Origin of the sequence: Aeromonas finlandensis (genome assembly GCF_000764645.1) — a bacterium.
Classification (GTDB): Bacteria; Pseudomonadota; Gammaproteobacteria; order Enterobacterales; family Aeromonadaceae; genus Aeromonas; species Aeromonas finlandensis.
Genome location: NZ_JRGK01000026.1, coordinates 18,330 through 39,304, shown reverse-complemented (window position 1 = coordinate 39,304; position 20,975 = coordinate 18,330). Strand labels below are relative to the sequence as shown.

General features: G+C 60.6%; 18 protein-coding genes. 12 read left to right on the top strand and 6 right to left on the bottom strand.

The genetic code is table 11. The annotated features are described in order from the left end of the window. Positions 1-5 precede the first annotated feature (5 nt). Positions 6-749, top strand: a complete 744-nt coding sequence (locus LD28_RS0102600) for a ferredoxin--NADP reductase (RefSeq protein WP_033135468.1) — start codon at positions 6-8, stop codon at positions 747-749. Between the two features lie 38 nt (positions 750-787). On the opposite strand, the gene LD28_RS0102595 is transcribed toward LD28_RS0102600, so the two are convergent. Then, complete coding sequence (locus LD28_RS0102595; protein WP_033135558.1) at positions 788-1,084, bottom strand: hypothetical protein; 297 nt, start codon at positions 1,082-1,084, stop codon at positions 788-790. A 255-nt stretch (positions 1,085-1,339) separates the two neighbouring features. Between LD28_RS0102595 and LD28_RS0102590 the strand changes: the two genes are divergently transcribed. Further along, positions 1,340-2,350: a hypothetical protein gene (locus LD28_RS0102590; protein ID WP_033135557.1), complete on the top strand. Its 1,011-nt coding sequence runs from the start codon at positions 1,340-1,342 to the stop codon at positions 2,348-2,350. Between the two features lie 53 nt (positions 2,351-2,403). On the opposite strand, the gene LD28_RS22820 is transcribed toward LD28_RS0102590, so the two are convergent. Then, positions 2,404-2,571 (bottom strand): hypothetical protein, encoded by a 168-nt coding sequence (locus LD28_RS22820; protein ID WP_005308905.1) that lies wholly within the window; start codon positions 2,569-2,571, stop codon positions 2,404-2,406. 56 nt (positions 2,572-2,627) lie between these two features. Here LD28_RS22820 and LD28_RS0102585 point away from each other — a divergent pair, with 56 nt between their 5' ends. The 4 genes from LD28_RS0102585 (at position 2,628) to gshA (ending at position 8,626) form a co-directional block, all read left to right on the top strand. Beyond that, positions 2,628-3,605 (top strand): NADP-dependent oxidoreductase, encoded by a 978-nt coding sequence (locus tag LD28_RS0102585; protein ID WP_050514243.1) that lies wholly within the window; start codon positions 2,628-2,630, stop codon positions 3,603-3,605. A 79-nt stretch (positions 3,606-3,684) separates the two neighbouring features. Continuing rightward, complete coding sequence (locus tag LD28_RS0102580; protein ID WP_033135466.1) at positions 3,685-4,122, top strand: YqaA family protein; 438 nt, start codon at positions 3,685-3,687, stop codon at positions 4,120-4,122. Between the two features lie 27 nt (positions 4,123-4,149). Next, a complete protein-coding gene (locus tag LD28_RS0102575; protein WP_033135465.1) occupies positions 4,150-6,963 on the top strand; it encodes a M16 family metallopeptidase in 2,814 nt (937 codons plus the stop codon). A gap of 61 nt (positions 6,964-7,024) precedes the next feature. Continuing rightward, positions 7,025-8,626 (top strand): glutamate--cysteine ligase, encoded by a 1,602-nt coding sequence (gene gshA / locus LD28_RS0102570; protein ID WP_033135464.1) that lies wholly within the window; start codon positions 7,025-7,027, stop codon positions 8,624-8,626. Positions 8,627-8,707: 81 nt separating this feature from the next. On the opposite strand, the gene LD28_RS0102565 is transcribed toward gshA, so the two are convergent. Further along, complete coding sequence (locus LD28_RS0102565) at positions 8,708-10,498, bottom strand: AMP-dependent synthetase/ligase (RefSeq protein WP_033135463.1); 1,791 nt, start codon at positions 10,496-10,498, stop codon at positions 8,708-8,710. A 189-nt stretch (positions 10,499-10,687) separates the two neighbouring features. Here LD28_RS0102565 and LD28_RS0102560 point away from each other — a divergent pair, with 189 nt between their 5' ends. Next, entirely contained in the window at positions 10,688-11,233 is a 546-nt protein-coding gene (locus LD28_RS0102560; RefSeq protein WP_033135462.1) for a hypothetical protein, read from the top strand. 38 nt (positions 11,234-11,271) lie between these two features. Here LD28_RS0102560 and rimI read toward each other — a convergent pair whose 3' ends face one another. After that, positions 11,272-11,721, bottom strand: a complete 450-nt coding sequence (gene rimI, locus LD28_RS0102555; RefSeq protein ID WP_033135461.1) for a ribosomal protein S18-alanine N-acetyltransferase — start codon at positions 11,719-11,721, stop codon at positions 11,272-11,274. A 109-nt stretch (positions 11,722-11,830) separates the two neighbouring features. Next, entirely contained in the window at positions 11,831-12,256 is a 426-nt protein-coding gene (locus LD28_RS0102550; protein WP_033135556.1) for a DNA polymerase III subunit psi, read from the bottom strand. Between the two features lie 314 nt (positions 12,257-12,570). Between LD28_RS0102550 and LD28_RS0102545 the strand changes: the two genes are divergently transcribed. From LD28_RS0102545 to LD28_RS0102525, 5 genes are all read left to right on the top strand, one after another. Then, on the top strand, positions 12,571-14,184 hold the full coding sequence (locus LD28_RS0102545; RefSeq protein ID WP_033135460.1) for an ATPase RavA domain-containing protein: 1,614 nt from the start codon (positions 12,571-12,573) through the stop codon (positions 14,182-14,184). A 9-nt stretch (positions 14,185-14,193) separates the two neighbouring features. Further along, the gene (gene viaA, locus LD28_RS0102540; protein WP_033135459.1) at positions 14,194-15,648 is read left to right on the top strand and encodes an ATPase RavA stimulator ViaA; all 1,455 of its coding nucleotides are present in this window, start codon (positions 14,194-14,196) and stop codon (positions 15,646-15,648) included. 82 nt (positions 15,649-15,730) lie between these two features. Next, a complete protein-coding gene (locus LD28_RS0102535; protein WP_033135458.1) occupies positions 15,731-17,575 on the top strand; it encodes a GGDEF domain-containing protein in 1,845 nt (614 codons plus the stop codon). Positions 17,576-17,791: 216 nt separating this feature from the next. Beyond that, positions 17,792-19,381, top strand: a complete 1,590-nt coding sequence (prfC, locus tag LD28_RS0102530) for a peptide chain release factor 3 (RefSeq protein WP_156120083.1) — start codon at positions 17,792-17,794, stop codon at positions 19,379-19,381. A 57-nt stretch (positions 19,382-19,438) separates the two neighbouring features. Continuing rightward, complete coding sequence (locus LD28_RS0102525; protein WP_081959393.1) at positions 19,439-19,915, top strand: ASCH domain-containing protein; 477 nt, start codon at positions 19,439-19,441, stop codon at positions 19,913-19,915. Between the two features lie 48 nt (positions 19,916-19,963). Here the strand turns inward: LD28_RS0102525 and LD28_RS22070 are convergent, their stop codons facing one another. Then, positions 19,964-20,878 carry a bifunctional helix-turn-helix transcriptional regulator/GNAT family N-acetyltransferase gene (locus LD28_RS22070; RefSeq protein WP_033135456.1) on the bottom strand — a complete coding sequence of 305 codons (915 nt, stop codon included), beginning with the start codon at positions 20,876-20,878 and terminating at the stop codon, positions 19,964-19,966. Positions 20,879-20,975: the final 97 nt, after the last annotated feature.

Here is a 20,975-nt window from a genome sequence, read left to right as displayed (position 1 = left end):
TCTTTATGGCAGCCTGGGTCGAGGGTCGCGTCATCGAACGCATCGAGTGGACACCCACCCTGTTCTCCCTGCGCGTAGCGGCCGATCTGGCCCCCTACAAGGCAGGTCAATTCACCAAGCTGGCCCTCGAGCAGGGTGAGCGGCGCATTCAACGCGCTTACTCCTTCGTCAATCCCCCCTCTGCACCCTGGCACGAATTCTATCTGGTCGAGATCCCGAGCGGCGAACTGACCCCCTCGCTCGGCTCGCTGCAAGCGGGTGACACCCTGCTGGTGCAATCTCAGGCGAGTGGCTTTCTGACGCTGGATGAGGTGCCTGCCGGGCGCGATCTCTGGCTGCTCTCGACCGGCACTGCCATCGGCCCGTTCCTCTCCATGCTGGCCGATGGCGAGGCCTTCAACCGTTTCGAGGATCTGGTGCTGGTACACGGGGTGCGCAAAGGAGAAGAGCTCAGTTATCAGCCGCTCATCGCCAGCTTTGCCGAACAATACGGCAAGCGCTTTCGTTATGTTCCCTTTGTCAGCCGTGAGCCGTGGCCCGATGCGATGGCAGGGCGGATCCCGGCGGCGATTGCCAACGGCCAGTTGCAGGCGCGGGTGGGGTTGGACTTCTCACCCGAACTGAGTCAGGTGCTGATCTGCGGTAACCCGGAGATGGTGAAAGAGACCCAGCAGACCTTGCTGGCACTGGGGTTGGCCAAAAATCTGCGGCGTGCGCCGGGCAATATCAGTGCGGAGAATTACTGGTAACGGTCAATGGAGTCGGGGCCACGGTTGGCCCCTGACCATTACTGGTTGTTGCCCTGAGGGGCTGAGAGCTGGTTGGTGCTGGGAGGCTGGTTGCGGTTCTCTTCATCTTCCAGATTGAATTTGACCGCCTTGCAGTCGGCCGGGGCGGATTCGCCGACCCCCAAGTCGAGGCAGTCGTTCTGGGTCCAGCCGAATTGCTTGTCATCCCAGTCCAGATTGAATTTGAGCTCATCGACGGAGAATTCTGAGCCACTGCTCTCTTGATATTGCTGTGTCGCAGCGGCGCTGCCGGTAACCAGAAGAAGGGAGAGTAGCAAAGTGGTCGTACTGTTCATGATGGCCTCGGATAATTGCAACGGCGGATGAGTGTACAGATCGGGGCTGAACCCGAGCGGAACCGTACCCCATCCCACCATACGATCAAGTCAGGGGGGGATTGTACCGCTTTTCTGCTGCCGATTTATCCGTTTTGGTCGCACTCTGGGCAGCTGGGGGGCAATCTGAAGGAATTCAGTCATTTGCCCTTCTCTGTGCGGGCCTGACGACTATAATCGGCAGCCAACTTTTCCTGCACAGCACACCCCTTCATGATGACCACACAGGACTCCTCCGCACTGCGCTACCCCAAGGGGTGGTTTGCTCTGACGACGGTATACAGTTTCACCGGGCTGGCCATTCTGGCCTCCATCATCTTCTCCCTGCTGCTGTTTCTCTCCATCGATGACAACCCGCTGATGAAGTGGCTGTTTGGCGGGCTGGCCATCATCTTCGAACTGGGCAAGTTTTACGTCTGGTACGAGTACGGTGAGCGCAAGGCGCGGCGGGATTTGAGCGGCGCCTTCTGGTCGCTGCTGTTCTACAGCGTGCTGGCGGCCATCTCCATCGGCGGCAGTATCGGTGGCATCAACAGCGCCACCAACACGGTACTGAGCCAGCAGGCGCGCCACGAGCGGGAGCTTGCCCGCTTCGACGAGCAGATCGCCAGCATCGAGCGGCAGATCCAGCTCAACGAGGAGGCGGCCCGTAAATATATCGAGCTGGAGCGCATCTCCAGCGGCGTCTCCTCCCTGCAGCACGCCAACACCAAGCTGCGTTTGCAGCAGGATGAGCTGCGCCAGCAGCGCGATGCCAAGCCGGTCAACGAACAATCCTCCATGTTGGGGCTGATGAGCAGCTTGGCGGACGGGGTGGGGATGAGCATCAGTCAGGTGCAGTTCCTGCTGGTCTGCTTCCTCTCGGTGCTGCTCGACGTGTTCGGTGCCTTCTTCGTCAGCCTGATCGGCGAGGAGAACCGCTTTCGCCGGATGTGGCGCTGGCAGCAGGAGCGAGCCCGCCTTGAGGCGCAGGAAGCGCTGGCGATGGCGGCGCAGCCCGAGCCCATGATGCCTCCCGAGCCCGCCCCCGAAGTGCTGGCGCAGGTGCGCGGTGCGTTGGTGAGCGGTGAGCTCAAGTGCAGCAAGCGCTCGGTGGCGCAGGCGCTGTCACTCTCGCTGGAGGAGGTGGATCGGGTGTTCCACCATCTGCTGTCGCAGGGGGTACTGGGGCAGGGGAGCAATCGCCACTACTACCTCAATCCGGCGCAGGAGCTGCAACCCGGATGATAAGAAGGCCACCGGAATACGGTGGCCTTTTTCGTTATCGAGTGGCAGTGCACTCAGTGAGTCAGCACCATCATCAGGCTGAGGAAGGCGGCCAGTCCGCCACCGATGCCGATGATCCAGTAAAACCCCTTGGCCCCCTGTTTGAGCGGGATGCGGAAGTAGAGCAGAAACGCCCACCACCCCAGTGCCAGCAACAGAGGAATAAGAAACATTCGAGCCATGGTGTCCTCGCTGTTATTCTGTTGACCCTTGATCAATCAACAGGATGGATTGTGCAATGACGCAACTACAGATTACCGCATTCGGTGACCCCTCGGTACTCAAGCTCAACCCCTCCCTCGATAAGGTGCCAGCCGATGGCGAAGTGCGGGTGCGCATCTGCTTTGCGGGGGTTAACCCCATCGATGCCAAGACCCGCGCTGGTCTTGGCTGGGCGGCGGCCCAGAACAAGGACAATCTGCCCTGGACGCCCGGTTATGACCTCTCCGGCGTGGTGGAGAAGGTGGGCCCCAGTGTGACCTCGCTGGTCGAGGGGGATCGGGTGTGCGGCATGGTCGGTTTTCCCCTGAGTGCTGGTGGCTACGGGGAGTCTGTGGTGGCAAGCGAGAGCGAGCTGGTCAAGCTCGACGGGGTGAGCCTTCAGCAGGGGGCGGCGCTGCCGCTGGCCGGTCTCACCGCCTGGCAGGGATTGCTTGAGCACGGCGGCCTTCAGAGTGGTCAGCGGGTATTGATCCTCGCCGGTGCCGGTGGCGTCGGCCATCTGGCGGTGCAGTTTGCCAGTGCCTATGGCGCCGAAGTGGTGGCCACCGCCAGCCAGGATAACCATGGCTTCCTGCATGGGCTGGGTGCGCGCTGGATGGTGGATTACCACGACGCGAACTGGCCAGCAGAGGTGGTGGCAGAGGCCGGTCAGGTCGATCTGGTGCTGGATCTGGTGGGGGGCGAGAGCGGCAAGGCGGCGCTGGCCTGCGTTAAGCCGGGCGGCCGCCTGGTGACGGTGCCCACCATTACCGCCCAGCGGATCAAGGATGCGGGTGCCGCGGCGGGTATCGAGGTGGTCGGCATGCTGGTGCATCCCGACCAGCAGCAGCTGAGCCAGATGTTGATGCTGCTGCGTCAGGGGGAGGTGAAGGTCACCCTCGCCGGTGAGTTCGCTCTGGCTGAGGGGGCGCTGGCCCACCAGACCATCGAAGGGGGCCATGTGCGCGGCAAGCTGCTGCTGCGCATGCCCGCCGCCGACGGTTATCCTGCATGAGCGGGATGATGGAGATGGGGCATGGTGTGGTTGTTGCTGAGCACCTCGTTTTCTTGCCTGTGTGGCGGGGAAGGGCATCATGAATGAGATGATGGAAATGGGGCTCAGCTGGCTGTTTCTGAGCGCCTTCACCTCCGCCACCCTGCTGCCCGGCAGCTCGGAAGTGCTGCTGGGGGCCATGGCGGCCAAAGGGGAGTGGAGCATGGGGAGCCTGTTGCTGTGGGCCACTCTCGGTAATACTCTCGGCTCCATGACCACCTGGTGGCTCGGCTGGCTTGCCACCTTCAAGAAGAAACCGGAAGATTTTCAAGGCCGTGGGGAACAAAAAGCCTTAGGCTGGCTCAAACAACATGGTCACTGGTGTCTGCTGCTTGCCTGGACGCCAGTGGTCGGTGATGGTCTCTGTCTGCTGGCCGGTTGGCTGCGCCTCTCCTTCTGGCGCTCTCTCATTCTGATCGGGCTCGGCAAATTGTTCCGTTATGCCCTGGTTTTTCTGCTGGCCAGTCACATTTTCTAGCCTGTTTTTGTCACTCACGAGGTTACCGTGAACAAAGTCATACCTTTAACGATTCTGCTGGGTTTCACCCTGCCGGTGCTGGCGGCACCGACCCTGATCGCCGAACAGGGCAAGGAGGAGGGCAAGCTCGCCATCCCCTACCAGATGTACAAGCTGGACAACGGCCTGACCGTGATCCTGGCCCCCGATCGCTCCGATCCGCTGGTGCACCTCGATGTGACCTATCACGTCGGTTCATCCCGCGAGACGGTGGGCAAGTCCGGCTTCGCCCACTTCTTCGAGCACATGATGTTCCAGGGCTCGAAACACGTCGGTGATCAGGAGCATATGCGGATCATCAACGAGGCCGGTGGTGACATGAACGGCACCACCAACAAGGACCGCACCAACTACTACGAGACCGTGCCTGCCAACCAGCTGGAAAAAGTGCTCTGGCTGGAGGCGGACCGGATGGGTTTCCTGCTCGATGCGGTGAGCCAGAAGAAGTTCGAGATCCAGCGCGCCACCGTCAAGAACGAGCGGGCCCAGCGGGTCGACAACCAGCCCTATGGTCTGGTGAGCGAGAAGGTGGGGGAGGCGCTCTATCCGCGTACTCACCCCTACTCCTGGCAGCCTATCGGTTACGTGGAAGATCTCGACCGGGTCGATGTGAACGACCTCAAGCAGTTCTTCCTGCGCTGGTATGGCCCCAACAATGCGACCCTCACTCTGGGTGGTGACTTTGACAGCAAGCAGGCCCTCGCCTGGATCGAGCAGTACTTCGGCTCCATCCCGCGCGGCCCGGACGTGGCCGAGCCGACGCCCAAACCGGTGACCCTGCCCGAGACCCGTTACGTGACATTGCAGGACAAGGTGCACCTGCCGCTGCTCTATATTAGCTACCCGACCGTCTCCCTTGGCGATCCGCAGGAGCCAGCGCTCGACATGTTTGCCGATGTGCTCGGCGGCTCCGCCAGCTCCATGCTCTACCAGTCGCTGGTGAAAACCGGCAAGGCGATCGATGTGGGCGCCTCTCACCATTGTGAAGAGCTGGCCTGTACCCTGACCGTCTACGCCTACCCGAATCCGTCGCAGGATGGCAGCCTCAAGACCCTCAAGGGGGAGGTGGACAAGGTGATCGGCGAGTTCGCCCAGCGTGGCCTCAAGCCGGAAGATCTGGAGAAGGCGATCGCCAAGTACCGCGCCTCCGCCATCTGGGGTCTGGACAGTGTCTCCGGCAAGGTGAGCCAGCTAGCCATGGGGCAGGTGTTTACCCAGGATCCCAATTATGTGTTCAAGACCCTCGATGCCATCGGCAAGGTGACACCGGAGCAGGTGAAAGCCGCCTACGACCAGTTCATCGCGGGCAAGCCGGCGGTGGTGCTGAGCGTGGTGCCCAAGGGCAAGACAGAGTGGCAGGTCGCCACCCCGAACTTTACCCCCGCCAAGCGCGAGCTGCCGGATTACAGCAAGCATGATGAAGCGCTGGCCGAACGACCGGTGAAAGACAGCTTCGATCGCAGCGTGCAGCCCAAGGCGAGCGAGGCGGTGAGCGTCAAGGTGCCCGCCATCTGGCACGGCACGCTCGACAAGAACATCGAGATCATTGGCACCAAGAGTGACGAGATCCCGGCTGTCTCCATCATGATCGCTCTGCCGGGCGGCATTCGTGCCGAAGATAAAGGGCAACTGGGGCTGGCCAATCTGACCGCCGCCATGATGGGGCAGGGCACGGTGCGCCTGACCGAAGCTCAGCTCAGTGACGAGCTGCAAAAGCTGGGGTCTTCCATCGATGTCTCCAGCGCCCAGTACAACAACCTGATCACCGTCAGCTCGCTGGCGGACAAGCTGCCCCAGACGTTGGCGCTGGTGCGCGAGGTGCTGGAGCGCCCGGGTATGCGGGAGGCGGACTTCGAGCGGGTCAAGGCGCAGCTGCTGCAAGGGATGCAACAAGCCCAGCAGCAGCCCGAGTGGCTGGCCGGGCAGGCGTTCCGCGAGCTGGTCTACGGCAAGCAGAATCGCCTCGGTCAACCCTCCGACGGGGTAGCGGCCGATGTGGCCAAGCTGACGCTGGCGGATGTGAAGCACTTCTATCAGGCCTACTACAACCCCACCAACGCCAAAGTGGTGGTGGTCGGTGATGTGGGCCAGAAGCAGATCGAGGAGCAACTGGGCTTCCTGACCGAGTGGAAGGGGGCAACGCCGACCCTGGGGGATCTCAAGCTCAAGGGTGAGCAGGCCAAACCGGGCATCTATCTGGTAGACAAGCCGGGGGCACCCCAGTCGGTGATCCGCATCGGTCGTCGCGCCATGCCGTTCGATACCACGGGGGATTACTTCACCGCCGGGCTGATGAACTTCAACCTGGGTGGCAACTTCAACAGCCGCATCAACCTCAATCTGCGGGAAGACAAGGGCTACACCTACGGCGCCAGCTCAGGTTTCTCCGCCAACCGCGAGGTGGGCACCTTCGCCACCGGCGCCAATGTGCGATCCGATGCGACCGTCGATGCCATTCGTCAGTTCCTCAAGGAGATGGATAACTACCGCGCCAGCGGCCCGACTCCGGTCGAGCTGGCCTATATGCGCAGCGCTGTCTCCCAGCAGGATGCCCTCTCCTACGAGACCTTGGGCCAGAAGGCGGGCTTCCTGCTGCAGATGGTGATGTATGACCTGAAACCGGACTATGTGCAGGCCCAGAACAACCTGATCAAGACGGTGTCGCCCGAGGCGCTGAAGGCCAGTGCCGCCCGTTGGCTCAATCCGGTCGACATGGTGATCGTCGTGGTGGGAGACAAGCAAAAGCTTGAAAAACCCCTGAAGGAGCTTCATCTTCCCATCTATCCGCTGCAGTTGCCGTAACTGACGCTTTATAAAAATCAAGAGCCGCCCCGGATAGGGCGGCCTCACATGAGCCGTGAATATGACTACAACAAGCTTGTCGCTCACCGAGTTGCTGAATGCGTTGGGATCACCGGAGCGCCTCACCGCGCTCAAGGGGATCCGGCGCGGGATCGAGCGTGAATGCCTGCGCATCACGCCAGATGGCCGACTCGCCCAGAGTGACCATCCCCGGGCGCTGGGCTCGGCCCTGACCCATCCCAATATCACCACCGACTACTCGGAGAGCCTGCTGGAGTTCATCACCCCGGCCACCGACTCCATCGACAGCCTGATGGAGCAGCTCGGCGATATCCATCACCATGTGATGCAGCATCTGGGTGACGAGCGGACCTGGCCGCTCTCCATGCCCTGCTTCGTCGGCGGGGAAGAGAGCATCCGGCTGGCCCAGTACGGCAGCTCCAACATCGGCAAGATGAAGACCCTCTACCGTCAGGGCTTGAAGAACCGCTATGGCAGCCTGATGCAGGTGATCGCCGGGGTGCACTTCAACTTCTCCATGCCGGACAGCTTCTGGTGCGAGTGGCAGGAACTGGAGTGCGTCGGCTGCTGCAGCCAGCGCTTTATCTCCGACAAGTACATGGGGCTTATTCGCAACGTCTACCGCTTCGGCTGGCTGGTGCCCTATCTGTTCGGCGCCTCCCCGGCCATCTGCGAATCTTTCCTCAAAGGGCGCAAGAGCAACCTGCCGTTCGAGAAGACCGGCAAGGGGACTCTCTATCTGCCTTATGCCACCGCGCTGCGTCTCTCCGATCTCGGTTACACCAACAGCGCCCAGGCGGGGCTCAAGATCAGCCACGACAATCTGCCGGCCTATGTCAGCAGCCTGCGCCGCGCCATCAACACCCACAATCCCGACTTTGCCAAGATCGGGGTCAAGGTGGATGGGGAGTATCGTCAGCTCAACGACAACGTGCTGCAGCTGGAGAACGAGCTCTACGCGCCGATCCGCCCCAAGCGCACCCCGCGCAGCGGCGAGAAGCCCTCGGATGCGCTGGATCAGCGCGGCATCGAATACATCGAGCTGCGCACCGTGGACGTCAACCCCTTCACCCCGCTGGGGATCGACGCCGATCAAATCCGCTTCTTCGATCTGTTCCTGGTCTGGTGCCTGCTGCGCCCCTCTGCGGTGCTGAGCGAGGAGGAGATCGCCCGCAACCGCCGCAACCAGAACAAGGTGGTGCTGGAAGGGCGTCGTCCAGGTCTTGATCTGGAAGATGAGCAGGGCAATGCCATTGGCCTCAAAGAGTACGGGCTCAAGCTGTTCGAGGAGCTGGCGGAGGTCGCCGAGCTGCTGGATCGTTGCTGCGGCCGCAACCGCTATCGCGAGACGCTGGCGATGCATCGCGAGAAGCTGCTCAACCCCGAGCTCACCTACTCCGCCCGCATGCTCAAGGAGCTGTTGGCCAGCGGCAAAGACAATAGCTGCTATGGCGACAAGCTGGCGACCCGCTATCGCGAGGAGCTGCTGGCAGGGGAGCTGCAGTACTGGGATGAGGCCTACTTTGCCGGTGAGGCGAAGGATTCGCTGGCCAAGCAGCGGGAGCGCGAGCGCAGCGACAGCCTGTCGTTTGACGACTTCCTGGCCGACTACTTCGGCACCAGCACCACCACCACAGCCTGATGGCTGGTTCGTGCCAACAAAAGTGCCAACAAAAAGCCGCTCGAGTGAGCGGCTTTTTTATTGCTTGGAACCTGAGCGATATCAGACGTGGTTATACATGGCCTCGATTTCGCTCTGGTACTTGGCCTCGATGATCTTGCGGCGCAGCTTCATGGTGGGGGTCAGCTCACCCAGCTCCATGGAGAAGGCGCTCGGCAGCAGGGTGAACTTCTTCACCTGCTCGAACTTGGCCAGCTCTTTTTGCAGATCGGCGATGCGTGATTCGAAGAACTCCACCACCCGGGAGTGGCGCAGCAGCTCGCTCTTGCACTGGTACTGCAGGTTGATGGAGCGGGCGTACTCCTCCAGCGATTCGAAGCAGGGGACGATCAGCGCCGAGACGAAGTGGCGGGCATCGGCGACGATGGCGATCTGCTCGATGAAGCGATCCTTGCCGATGGTCCCTTCCACCAGTTGCGGGGCCACGTACTTGCCGTTGGAGGTCTTCATCAGCTCCTTGAGGCGCTCGGTGAAGTAGATGTTGCCCTGGCTGTCGAGCTCGGCGGCATCGCCGGTGCGCAGGAAGCCATCTTCGGTCATCACTTCGGCGGTCGCTTCCGGCTTGTTGTAGTAGCCGCGCATAACGGTGGTGGAGCGTACCAGCAACTCGTTGTTCTCACCCAGTTTCACTTCAATACCGTTCAGCACAGTGCCGATAGAGCCCAGCTTGAACTTGCTCTCTTCGTAGCAGCAGACAGTAGCCGTGGTCTCGGTCATGCCGTAGCCGTATTTCAGGTTGAGTCCCGCCGCCTGGAAGAAGAGGTTCACATCGTCGGCCAGACGGGCGCCCGCTACCGGCAGGAAGCGGGTGCGGCCGCCAAAACGGGTGCGCAGCTTGCGAAACACCAGCCGCTCTGCCAGCCAGAGCTGGGCATAGAGCAGCGGTGAGGCACTCTTGCCAGCCTGACGGGTGGCAACCATCTGTTTACCGACCCGGGTGGCCCAGCCAAACAGGGCGCGACGCAGGGCCGATACCTGGGCAACCTTGGCCTGGATCATGGCGTAGACCTTCTCGTAGAGGCGCGGCACGGCACACATCACGGTCGGCTGTACCTCGCCAATCACATCCATCACTTTCTGCGGATCGCGGATATAGACGTTCTCGCCCCCGCAGTAGAGCACGTAGAAGCTCCAGACCCGCTCAAACACGTGGCTGAGCGGCAGCATACAGAGCGACACATCCTGCTGATTGAGGTCGAGGCGGCTGTTGTGCATCTCGAAACAGGCGGCGATGTTGGCGAAATCGAGCATGACCCCCTTGGGCTCGCCGGTGGTGCCGGAGGTGTAGATCAGGGTCAGCAGGTCGTCCATCCGGTACTGGCTTTCCCGCTCCCGCAGCTCCTGCTCGCTGGGCTGATGATTGCCGGAGACCAGAAAGTCCTGGAAGTGGCTCGCCTGCGGGCAGCCGCGCAGGTTGACGCTGCCATCAAGGGCGACGATCTGGCGGATTTCGCCATCCTTTAACAAGTTGAGCGCCTGATCGAACTGGGGCTGTTCCCCTACGAACAGCAGGCCAATGTTGGCATCGCGCACGATATAGCGCAGCTGATCGAGGGTGCTGGTGGGGTAGATAGGAACACTGACACCACGGGCGGCAAGGATGCCGAGATCGGCCTGGGTCCACTCCGGCATGTTGCGCGAATAGATGCCGACCATTTCGGTTGGCTGGTGGCCGCTGCGGATCAGCGCCTGTGCGCAGTAGTCCATGGCCTGGCCCAGAGTACGCCAGCCGATGGCACGCCACTGGCCATCTTGCTGAACCCGCAGGGCAGCCTTGTTGCCAAGCTGGGCAATACGTTCACGCATCAGTCGAACCAGATGAAGCTTCGGCATCAGTCAAACATCCTTTAATTACAGTTGTACGCCCACGAGGGCAATAAAAATCGGGCTGGAGTTTAAACTCCAATATTACAGCTTACAAGTGTTCGCCGTTTGTTTTGGATCACAAAGGCTGCAAATAGCTCTCCCTTTGCGCGGGCTGGCCGATACTGCAAGGAGGCAGATAGATAGAGGGTTAACAATATGAATCTGTGGGTTAAAGGGGCGTTGGCCGCAGTCGGGCTGATGGTGGTAGGAGGCGCTGCAGTTTGGTTCTTTTTAGGAAAGACATCACAGGGCCCCACCAATCCCTGGTATCAGGGGGCCGAGGGGTATCATAAAGCCCAGCAACAGGCGCTGGCGTTGGGCTATCCGCTGCTCTATGTGCTGGAGACCCCCAAGTGCCGCCGCTGCGGCGATCTGGAGAAGACATTCTGGCAGAGCAAAGAGATGGTTGACCCGCTCGCCCGGCTGGTGAAGGTGCGACTCAACCCGGGCAAGGGGGATGGCAGCGAGCAGATCCTGAGCCGGTTGCCCAAGGTCGTCACACCGCCCGGCATCTATATCCAGCAGCCGGGTCAGCCCCTCAGACCCATCAAGATAGTGGTGGATATCGACCAGATCTGGATGCCGGGAAAAACCTGGCAGCGGGGCTTCTATATGCCGCTCTCCGCCGCCGGATTCGAGGCGGTGGTTCACACCACACTGGCCTTGCAGGATCCTGCGCTGGACAACGCCCCTCTCGAGTGAGGTGGGGCAAGGCGGTTTAGTGCAACGAAAAGGCTGGATCAGCCGAAATCGAACAGTCGCGACATCAGCACGGCATCTTCCCGATCGTTGCCGGTGCCGTAGTAGTCGGCGCGGCGGCAATACTCGGCAAATCCGGCGCTCTCATAGAGGTTGATGGCGGTCTGGTTACCGGCGCGCACCTCAAGAAACCAGGCCTCTGCCCCCGCTTGTTTGCTGCGGGCCAGATAGGCTTGCAGCAGCGCTCGGCCCAGTCCCTTGCCCTGAAATTCCGGGTGTACGCAGATGTTCATCAGCGAGCTGTCACCAGCCACCAGATCCGAGATATAGAAACCCGCCGGGCGACCATCGACCAGCATCAAGCCGTTGAGATAGCGAGGGCCGAAGCAGGAGAGCAGGTTGGCCTGACTCCAGGGCTCCTTATGAGCGGCTTGCTCGATGGGATAGACAAGGTCGAAATCGCTCTCGAGCAGGGGACGAAACTCAGGCATGGGGGCTCCGGATGGCAAGATTTTGGGGGCAAGGGTTGGCAGGGGCTGCGTTTGTAAAATCAGGTAAAAAGAGCAGCATCACAGTGGGACTTGGCGGCATGATGCAGGATCACGCCACGCTGGCCGCAAGGTGTCGGCGCAGCTGTTGCCACAGGGCGCGCTTTTGCGCGGCGCTGGGGGCGAGCGGGCAGACCAGCGCATCCGGCCGTGCAGGGTTGACCTCCGTCAGCCAGAGCAGGGGGGCGGCGTCCGCCCTTTGCAGGGCGGCAGGTGGCAGCTCGCTGAGCAGGGAGACCTCGTCGGGCGTTATGCTGAGCAGCTGGCAGATATCCGCCAGCAGCGTGGTGGCAGGCAGCCTGGGTGCCAGCAGCCAGAGTTTGCCGCTGTGCTGCGGGGCGCTGGTGGCCGTGGCTGTCTGGCCTGCATGTTGCTCAAGCTCGGGAGCGGGGGCTGCGCCCAGCAATGCCGGACGACGCAACTGCCAGCTTTGAATGCCCATACGGGCCAACATGCTCTGACGAACGGGATCTTGCATCAGGTGCGACTCACTCTTGATCTGCATTGGGGGAAAATCGTGTTGCGCAGGGTACACTCGAACCGGTTTTGCTGCACCCTTTGCAACGCATCATCTGGCGCATGCGGGCATGGCGCTCATCACGACACTGGCTACGTATGGGTGCTGCACGCTTTCGATACGGTATCGCACCGCCCTTGCGTTTTTTCCTGCCAGAGTCGGGTATTCTGCTGCAATAGATACCAGAATAAACATCATAACAAGACAAAACCCAAGGTCGAACAGATGGATATCGCACCTTGGGGCATCATCACCCCAGCTTCGGAACAGTCTCTATGTCGTCTTTAGCTCAAGCCCAGAACTCTGCGCGTCTTATCCCTATCCAGGAGCGCCTGCCCCGTCTGCTGGCCGCCCTTGGTGAGGGACTCTATGAACGGCAGGATGCCCTGCGCCTCGGTCTGCTGGCTGCCCTCAGCGGCGAGAGCGTATTTCTGCTGGGGCCGCCCGGTATTGCCAAGAGTCTGATTGCCCGCCGCCTCAAGCTGGCCTTTCACGATGCCCGCCATTTTGAGTACCTGATGACCCGTTTCAGTACGCCGGAGGAGGTGTTTGGCCCCCTCTCCATTCAGGCGCTGAAGGAGGATGGCAAATATCTGCGCCTCACCGCCGGTTATCTGCCGGAGGCCGAAGTGGTCTTTCTCGACGAGATCTGGAAAGCGGGCCCCGCCATCCTCAACACCCTGCTCACCGCCATCAACGAGCGGCAGTTCCGCAACGGTGACAGCCAGCACTCTATCCCGATGCGCTTGCTGGTGACTGCTTCCAACGAGCTGCCAGCGCCGGATGGCGGGCTGGAAGCGCTCTACGACCGGATGCTGGTGCGGATCTGGATGGATCGGGTACAGGAGAAAGCCAACTTTCAATCCATGCTGGCCAGCGATGGGCATGCCCATCAGAACCTGCCGGAATCCTTGCAGATCCGGGGGGATGAGTACGAGCAGTGGCAGAGCCAGATTGAGCAGGTGCGCCTGCCGGATGCCTGTTTCGAGCTCATTTATCAGCTGCGTCAGCAGCTCGACAGCCAGCTGGCCCACCGCTGCTATGTGTCGGATCGCCGCTGGAAGAAGGCGGTACGACTCATCAAGGCGAGCGCCTTCTTCAATGGCCGCGACGAGGTGGCCCCCCTCGACCTGCTGCTGTTCAAGGATTGCCTCTGGCATGACGAGGAGTCCCGCACCGCCCTGCTGGAGATGATGACCGAGTTCTCCCGTCTCTATGGTTATCAGCAACTGGCACTGACCCGCCAACTGCTGGCGCTGCGGGATCAGTTCAAACAGCTGAAACAGAGCGTGGCTCAACGGCTCTGCACAAAGGCCCGCCAACGCAAGCAGTGGTTTGGTCGCCGGGCCCGGGGCATCGAGATCCCGCTCGCCAATGCCAGACCCTTTGGCAAACAGGTGCACTTCCACCTGCTCACCCCGGCGCCGCTGGATGGCAGCGATCCCGAGCGACTCACCCGTACGCTGGTGTTTGATCGCACCCTGCTCTCCCACTGGCGTCCCACCGGCGAAGCGCTGGTCGGCTATCAGTTTGGCAACCCGAAAGAGGGGCACTACGAGCTGGTGCTGGATGATGAGCTGCGGCTTCAGGTGCTCGATATCCAGCGCCAGCAGATCCCGCTGGTATTGATGGAACGTAACGCTATCCCCGAGGTGGTGCTGGAGCCCTGGTTGCAGTCACTCGACGAGCAGCTGGTCCAGGTCGGCAAGGTGATGCAGGAGCTCAAGCAACAGCGCAGCCTGTTCGAGCGTCACCAGCAACACCTCTTTATCGCCCAGCGTTGGTTGCAGCAGGTGGAAGACAGCTTCTTCGTGTTGAACCGGGATCTCGAACTGCTGCGCAGCGAGCTGACCCAGTGGCGCGAGCGGTTGCCAAGGCTGGACGAGTAAGGAGCGCTCATGCTTGAGATCGGCATGCTTGATCTGGGCCTTCTCATCGGGGAGGGGGAGCTGGCGGGAGAGGTGGTGGCGCTGCTGGCTGCCTCGCCCAAGATTTCCGAGTTCATCAAGCGTTCTCCGCTCCAGGGCAAGCTGCTGAAAAAGCGCCTGCAGAGCTGGGGCGAGCAGCTTGGCGAGGAGATCCGCCACAAGCCGGTGCCGGTAGCGCTGGAGCAGGAGTACCTGCTCTATCAGGCGCACCGGCAACTGGCGATGACCGAGCTGATTGGTCGCCTGCCGAGCCTGCTGGAGTCGCTGGAGCAGTACAGCCCCTTCGCCGGTGAGGCCCGATCCTTGGTGCGCCAGCTGATGGCTCATCCCACCGAGAGCATGCGTCAACTCTTTATCGACAAGTGGCGCGCCAGTCTGGTGGGGAGCCTGTTGCAGTTGCAGCAGCAGATCGCCGAGGCGGAGCGGGAGAAGCAGCGTCAGGAGATTGAAGATCAGCTGCTGGCGAGCCGTACTCTGGCCGATGCCCTCGATCCCAACAAAATTTCGGCTGGTGGCCTGTGGGATCTGGCGCAGGGGAGCTGGCACAAGCGCAGTCTGGTGCTGGTCAAGCAGTACGCCCGCATGTTGCAGCGCGAGCCCTTGCTGGCGGAGATTGCCGGTCTGCTTGGCCGCAGCGAGCGGGATCGGCGGGCGCAGGAGCAACCGGTGCCGCCGGTCGAGGTGCTGGAGCTTGAGCCCGCCCCCAGCGACGATGTGCCGGACGATCTGGTGGGCATCCATCAGGCGAGTGATCTGATGCGGTTGCTGCCAAGCGAGGCGGTGATGCTGGGGCTGCCCGAGCTGGAGCTGGAGTTCTATCGCCGCTATCTGGAGCGGCGTCTGCTCAGCTACCAGTCGCGCGGAACGTTGCCGCGCCAGCGCATCATGCTGCGTACCCCGGAGCAGGGGGGGCAGCAGTTGCAGCAACGGGGCCCCTTTATCGTCTGTGTCGATACCTCCGGCTCCATGGGGGGGTATCCCGAGGAGTGTGCCAAGGCGCTGTTTCTGGCCCTGCTCAAGGTGGCGATGGACGAGAAGCGCGGTTGCTACCTGATGCTCTTCTCCACCGAGGTGGCGACCCTCGAGATCACCGCCGATACCGGTCTGGACAAGGCGGAACGCTTCCTCTCCATGAGTTTTCACGGCGGTACCGACCTGGTGCCCTGCCTTGAGAAGGCGCTGGCCAAGCTCGATGATCCCGCCTTTGCCAAGGCGGATGTGCTGGTCATCTCCGACTTTATCGCCCAGAGCTTGCCCCATCCCCTGCTCGATCAGATGAACCGCTATCGTCAGCGCCAGACCCGTTTTCACGCCGTTGCCATGTCACGCCACGCCAAGCAGGCGCTGCTGCGGGTGTTTGACAACAGCTGGCTGCTCGATTGTGGCCTGCGCGGTCGGTTGTTGCGGCGTTTTCAGCATAATTAACTGTCTATTGAGTTATTGGTGGTGCTTGATAACTGTTTTAGTGGTTTATTCTGGTGCGACCAAAGGTCGGTGGAGGGGAAATGTGAAGCTTTATCCGTATTGTGTATTGCTGTTGGCATTGAACTCTATGGCCGAGCCGGTTTCCCCCATTCAGTTGGAGAGTGAGCTCAATACGCTGGAGCAGACTTACCTCTCTGATCGCGAATTGAGCTTGAGAGTTCAGCGATTGAAGCAGGATTTGTCCGCTTACACTCCGGCGCAACAGACGCGGATTGCTCGCTTGGCCTGCAGACTTCAATCGGCAAACGAGACGGCGGAGTATCGTCAGGCGATGCGCTATGCCGATGAGCACCTTCAGCGTGCTACCGCACAAGGTGATCAATTTGCCCGCAGCGATTTTGCCCTTTGCCGTGGCTGGTTTCATCAACTGCTCGGAGAGAACGACAAGGCTCGTCTGGATTATGATCTGGCACTGACACTGGCTCGTGATGCCGGTTCTCTCAGACAACAGGCAACTGCCTTGTCCTACAGAGGTTCCCTCTTTTCCTTCCAGGGTCTTCCTGCCAAGGGACTCAGAGACCTGATGCAGTCTTTGCATATCTACGATGCTCTTGCCCTTTCAAGTTGGTATGGAAAAATTCAGCTGGAAATTGCTGCGACCTACCGTCGTATGGGGTTACTGGGGCCTGCCAATCGCTTGCTCGATGAGCTGGCGATGCAGTTACAGCCAAACAGTGATCCCGATATTTTCTACGAACTTTATCGGCAGAAAGCGATGGTGGCGAATGGCATGGAGCAGTTCCAGAAAGCCATCGATGAGTTGGATAAAGCGACGGCGCAACACAACGTGTTATCCCCTGTCGAAAAAGGATTATTACAGCTGGACAGGGCCGAGGCATTGTTGGGGCTAGCCAGATACCAGGAGGCCATGGTGCAGCTTGAGCAAGCCGGTGTCGTGTTTAAATCAGACCTTGACCCCCTGTTTCATAGTTATTGGCACTTGCTGATGGCTCAGGCAGGGATCATGGCGGGAGAGTATGCCAATGCCCTGCAGCATCTCGCGATGGCTGAGCCGACCCTCTTGCGCGAGGATAACCAGCGTTTTTTGATCAAGGTGACATGGCTGCGCAGTCAGGCGTTCGAGGGGATCGGAAAAACCGGTGAGGCGCTGGCTGAGTTGCATCGCTATGTGGCCCTCAAGCGGGTATTCGAACAGGAAATGCAGGATCAAAGCACGACCTGGGTGCGTGGCGAGTTTGAGCTGGTCCGTCAGGAGGGGGAAAACAAGCGACTGCGAGTCGAGCAGCGGTTGCAGCAGCAGGAGTTGGCGTTAGCCAAAGAGCGTCGTTTCTGGTTGCTGGCAGTACTGCTGCTGTGTGGCGGGTTGGCCTTGCTGACGACGGGGTGGCTGCTGGAACGCAATCGCCGCATGCGCCGGTTGGCCTTTAGCGATGAACTGACCGGTCTCAACAACCGGCGACGGGTATTGTGGCGTGGGAATACACTGTTTGAGCTTGCTCGTCGGCAAGGTGCGCCCTTTAGCTTGCTGGTCTTCGACATCGATTACTTCAAGCAGATCAACGATACGCTCGGCCACCATCAGGGAGACCGGGTTCTGCAGTGGTTCTCGCACGCTGTAGCGAGCCAGTTACGGCCTCGTGATGTATTGGGGCGCACCGGCGGGGAGGAGTTTTTGATCCTGCTGCCGGATACCCGCCTTGAAGAGGCGTGTCGGGTGGCGGAGCGGATCCGTAACATGGTTGCCAACCGGGCGCTGCCCGGGATGTCCTATCCGGTAACGATGAGTATTGGATGCGCCTGTATGCAGGCCGGTGATCAGGATCTGGCGGCCCTGATCCAGCGCGCCGACAGTGCGCTGTACCGTGCGAAGGGGGCTGGGCGCAACCGGGTGGAAACAGACGACTGACGGGCTGGGTATTTTTCACTCGCGCGGGTATAATGTCGCGCAATTTTGCTTTGACTCAGGCGAGAAGACCCATGTAACGCAACCCTCCTCCCTCTCTCCACCAGGTTGGCAAAACGCCAGCTGGCGTGGCTTTCGTTGCGTATACATGTGCCGTGAGCGGCATTCCGGATTTATTCCCACGGTGGCTGATGCCACCGCTCAATAGAAGAACGTTGAATTATGTCAGCTGAATTTCTGAGTGAAGTCTCCAAGAGACGCACTTTTGCGATCATTTCGCACCCGGATGCGGGTAAAACCACCATCACCGAAAAAGTCCTGCTGTTCGGACAGGCCATTCAGCGCGCCGGTACCGTCAAGGGCCGTGGCTCAGGCCAGCACGCCAAATCTGACTGGATGGAGATGGAGAAGCAGCGTGGTATCTCCATCACTACCTCGGTGATGCAGTTCCCCTATGCCGATTGTCTGGTCAACCTGCTCGACACCCCGGGTCACGAGGACTTCTCTGAAGATACCTACCGTACCCTGACGGCGGTCGACTGCTGCCTGATGGTCATCGATGCCGCCAAGGGTGTTGAAGACCGGACCCGCAAGCTGATGGAAGTGACCCGTCTGCGCGATACCCCCATCCTCACCTTCATGAACAAGCTGGACCGCGAAGTGCGCGATCCGATGGAAGTGATGGACGAGGTTGAGCGCGAGCTGAAGATCATGTGCGCCCCCATCACCTGGCCTATCGGTTGCGGCAAATCCTTCAAGGGTGTCTATCACCTCTACAAGGATGAGACCTATCTCTATCAGACTGGTCAGGGCCACACCATCCAGGAAAAGCGGGTGGTCAAGGGGCTGAACAACCCGGATCTGGATGCCGCTATTGGTGAAGATCTGGCCGCCCAGCTGCGCGGTGAGCTGGAGCTGGTGCAGGGCGCCTCGCCCGAGTTCGATCACGATGCCTTTATCGCTGGCGAGATGACCCCGGTCTTCTTCGGTACCGCACTGGGCAACTTCGGTGTTGATCACATGCTGGATGGCCTGACCGACTGGGCACCGTCCCCCATGCCGCGTAAGGCCGAGAGCCGCGAGGTGGAAGCGACCGAAGAGAAGTTCTCCGGCTTCGTGTTCAAGATCCAGGCCAACATGGATCCGAAACACCGTGACCGTATCGCCTTTATGCGTATCGTGTCAGGCACTTACAGCAAGGGCATGAAGATGCGCCACGTGCGTATCGGCAAGGATGTGAACATCTCCGACGCAGTGACCTTTATGGCCGGTGACCGTGAGCAGGCGGAAGACGCCTTCGCCGGTGACATTATCGGTCTGCACAACCACGGTACCATCCAGATCGGTGACACCTTCACCCAGGGTGAAGATCTCAAGTTCACCGGCATCCCGAACTTTGCCCCGGAGCTGTTCCGCCGCATCCGCCTGCGCGATCCGCTCAAGCAGAAGCAGCTGCTCAAGGGGCTGGTGCAGCTCTCCGAAGAGGGCGCCGTGCAGGTGTTCCGTCCGCTGATCAGCAACGATCTCATCGTCGGTGCGGTCGGTGTGCTGCAGTTTGACGTGGTGGTGTCTCGTCTGAAGAGCGAGTACAACGTTGAGGCTCTCTACGAGGCGGTCAACGTCTCCACCGCCCGCTGGGTGGAAGGAACCGACGTCAAGAAGTTCGAAGAGTTCAAGCGCAAGAACGAGGTCAACCTGGCCCTTGATGGCGGTGACAACCTCACCTATATCGCGCCGACCATGGTCAACCTGCGACTGGCACAGGAGCGTCACCCCGACGTGGAGTTCCGCCAGACTCGCGAGCATTGATACTGCTTACCGAATCCCGCCAGATGGCGGGATTTTTTTATGCATCAAGGAGAGGTGATGGCTGAATCGATGAATCCTGCCTGCTCGGCTCTGGTTGAGCGTTATCTGTTATCCCTGCCGGTGGCAGCACGGGCTCGCCATGTTTGCGCGGACTACTTCTGTGCTGATGAACACAACGCCAACCTCTGTGCAGCGCTTGTCGTGGCAGGCCGCAAGCGAGCCACCTGTAGCCTTGCTTACTGGTATCTGGAGCAGGGCGAGAGGATGCCGGAACAGGGTGACCTGCTGGTGGTAACCGACTGGAGTGGTCAGCCCAAGGCGCTGGTTGAAATAGTGTCTGTCACCTTGTGCCCATTCGACGAGATTGATGCTGCGTTTGCTGCCGAGGAGGGGGAGGGTGATGGCTCTCTGGCCTGGTGGCGCAAGGTGCACAGGGCATTCTTCGAACGCGAGATGAAGGCGGAAGGGGGCGAATTTGATGAGCATGCCACGCTGGTGCTGGAGCGATTCCGGGTGGTGGCGCTGCCGCAGTAAACAAGGCGGCAAGCAGGGGATATTCCTGTTTGCCGCCATCCCATCACCTCAGGGCGCCAGCTCTAGCACCATGCAAATTTCGCAATCCCCGTGGCCGGTACAGCCGAGTGGGCCGGGAAGATGTGCAAAGCCCAGTGATTCATAGAGGCTGGTGGCTTCGCGCAGCACTTCGGTGGTCTCCAGATAGCAGCGGTGATAGCCCAGGTCACGAGCGGCATCCAGCGCCTGCAACACCAGCCGCTTGCCAAGGCCCAGTCCGCGCAGGGTGGGCATAAAGTACATCTTCTGCAGCTCGCAGACCCCCTCTTCTCCAGTCAATGGCGCGATACCACCTCCGCCGAGGATGGAACCGTCCGGCCCTTCGATAACCCAGTAGCGGCTCTTCTCCCCCTGATAGCTCTGGGAGAGGGTGTCGAGATTGGGATCGGAGACCCCGTACCCCTTGTCGGCAGTGAGACCATACTCGGCCGATACGGCGCGGATCACCATGGCGATCTGGGGATTGTCCGCCGCCGTGATGGGGCGGATTTGGTAACCCTGCTGGCGGCGGGCGCGGGAGAGGGCGCCGCGATAGAGCCGCAACCCTTGCCACAGCTGCTCCCGCTCGGGCAGGCTCAACTGCGCCAGCATCTCCTCCATCGCTGCGTCCATCTCCCGGTGCAACTCCAGCAGCATCCCTTGACCGCTGATGGTGAGGCGGGCCTCCTTGCTGCGCCCGTCGGAGGGATGGGGGTGCCAGCTGATCAGCTCACGCTCGGCGAGACGTGCCAGCGGGCGGCTGGCATTGGATTTGTCGATGTGCAGTTTTTCCGCCAGTTGCTGGTTGGTCGCCGGGCCGTTTTCCAGCTCGATCAGCAGGTGAGCTTCAATGGGGGTGAGCGCCAGCTGGCCGCACTGTTGGGAGAGCATGCCGAGCTCGCGAACCAGATCGCGCGATAGCGCGCGCAGGGGACGGGGATCCATGTTGTAGCGTCCTTTTTAGTTGTGCATTACAACTAAAATAGCTTAAAGGTTGTAATGCGCAACCTTTTTATCTGTCATCTTTGGCTGGGGGCGCGGG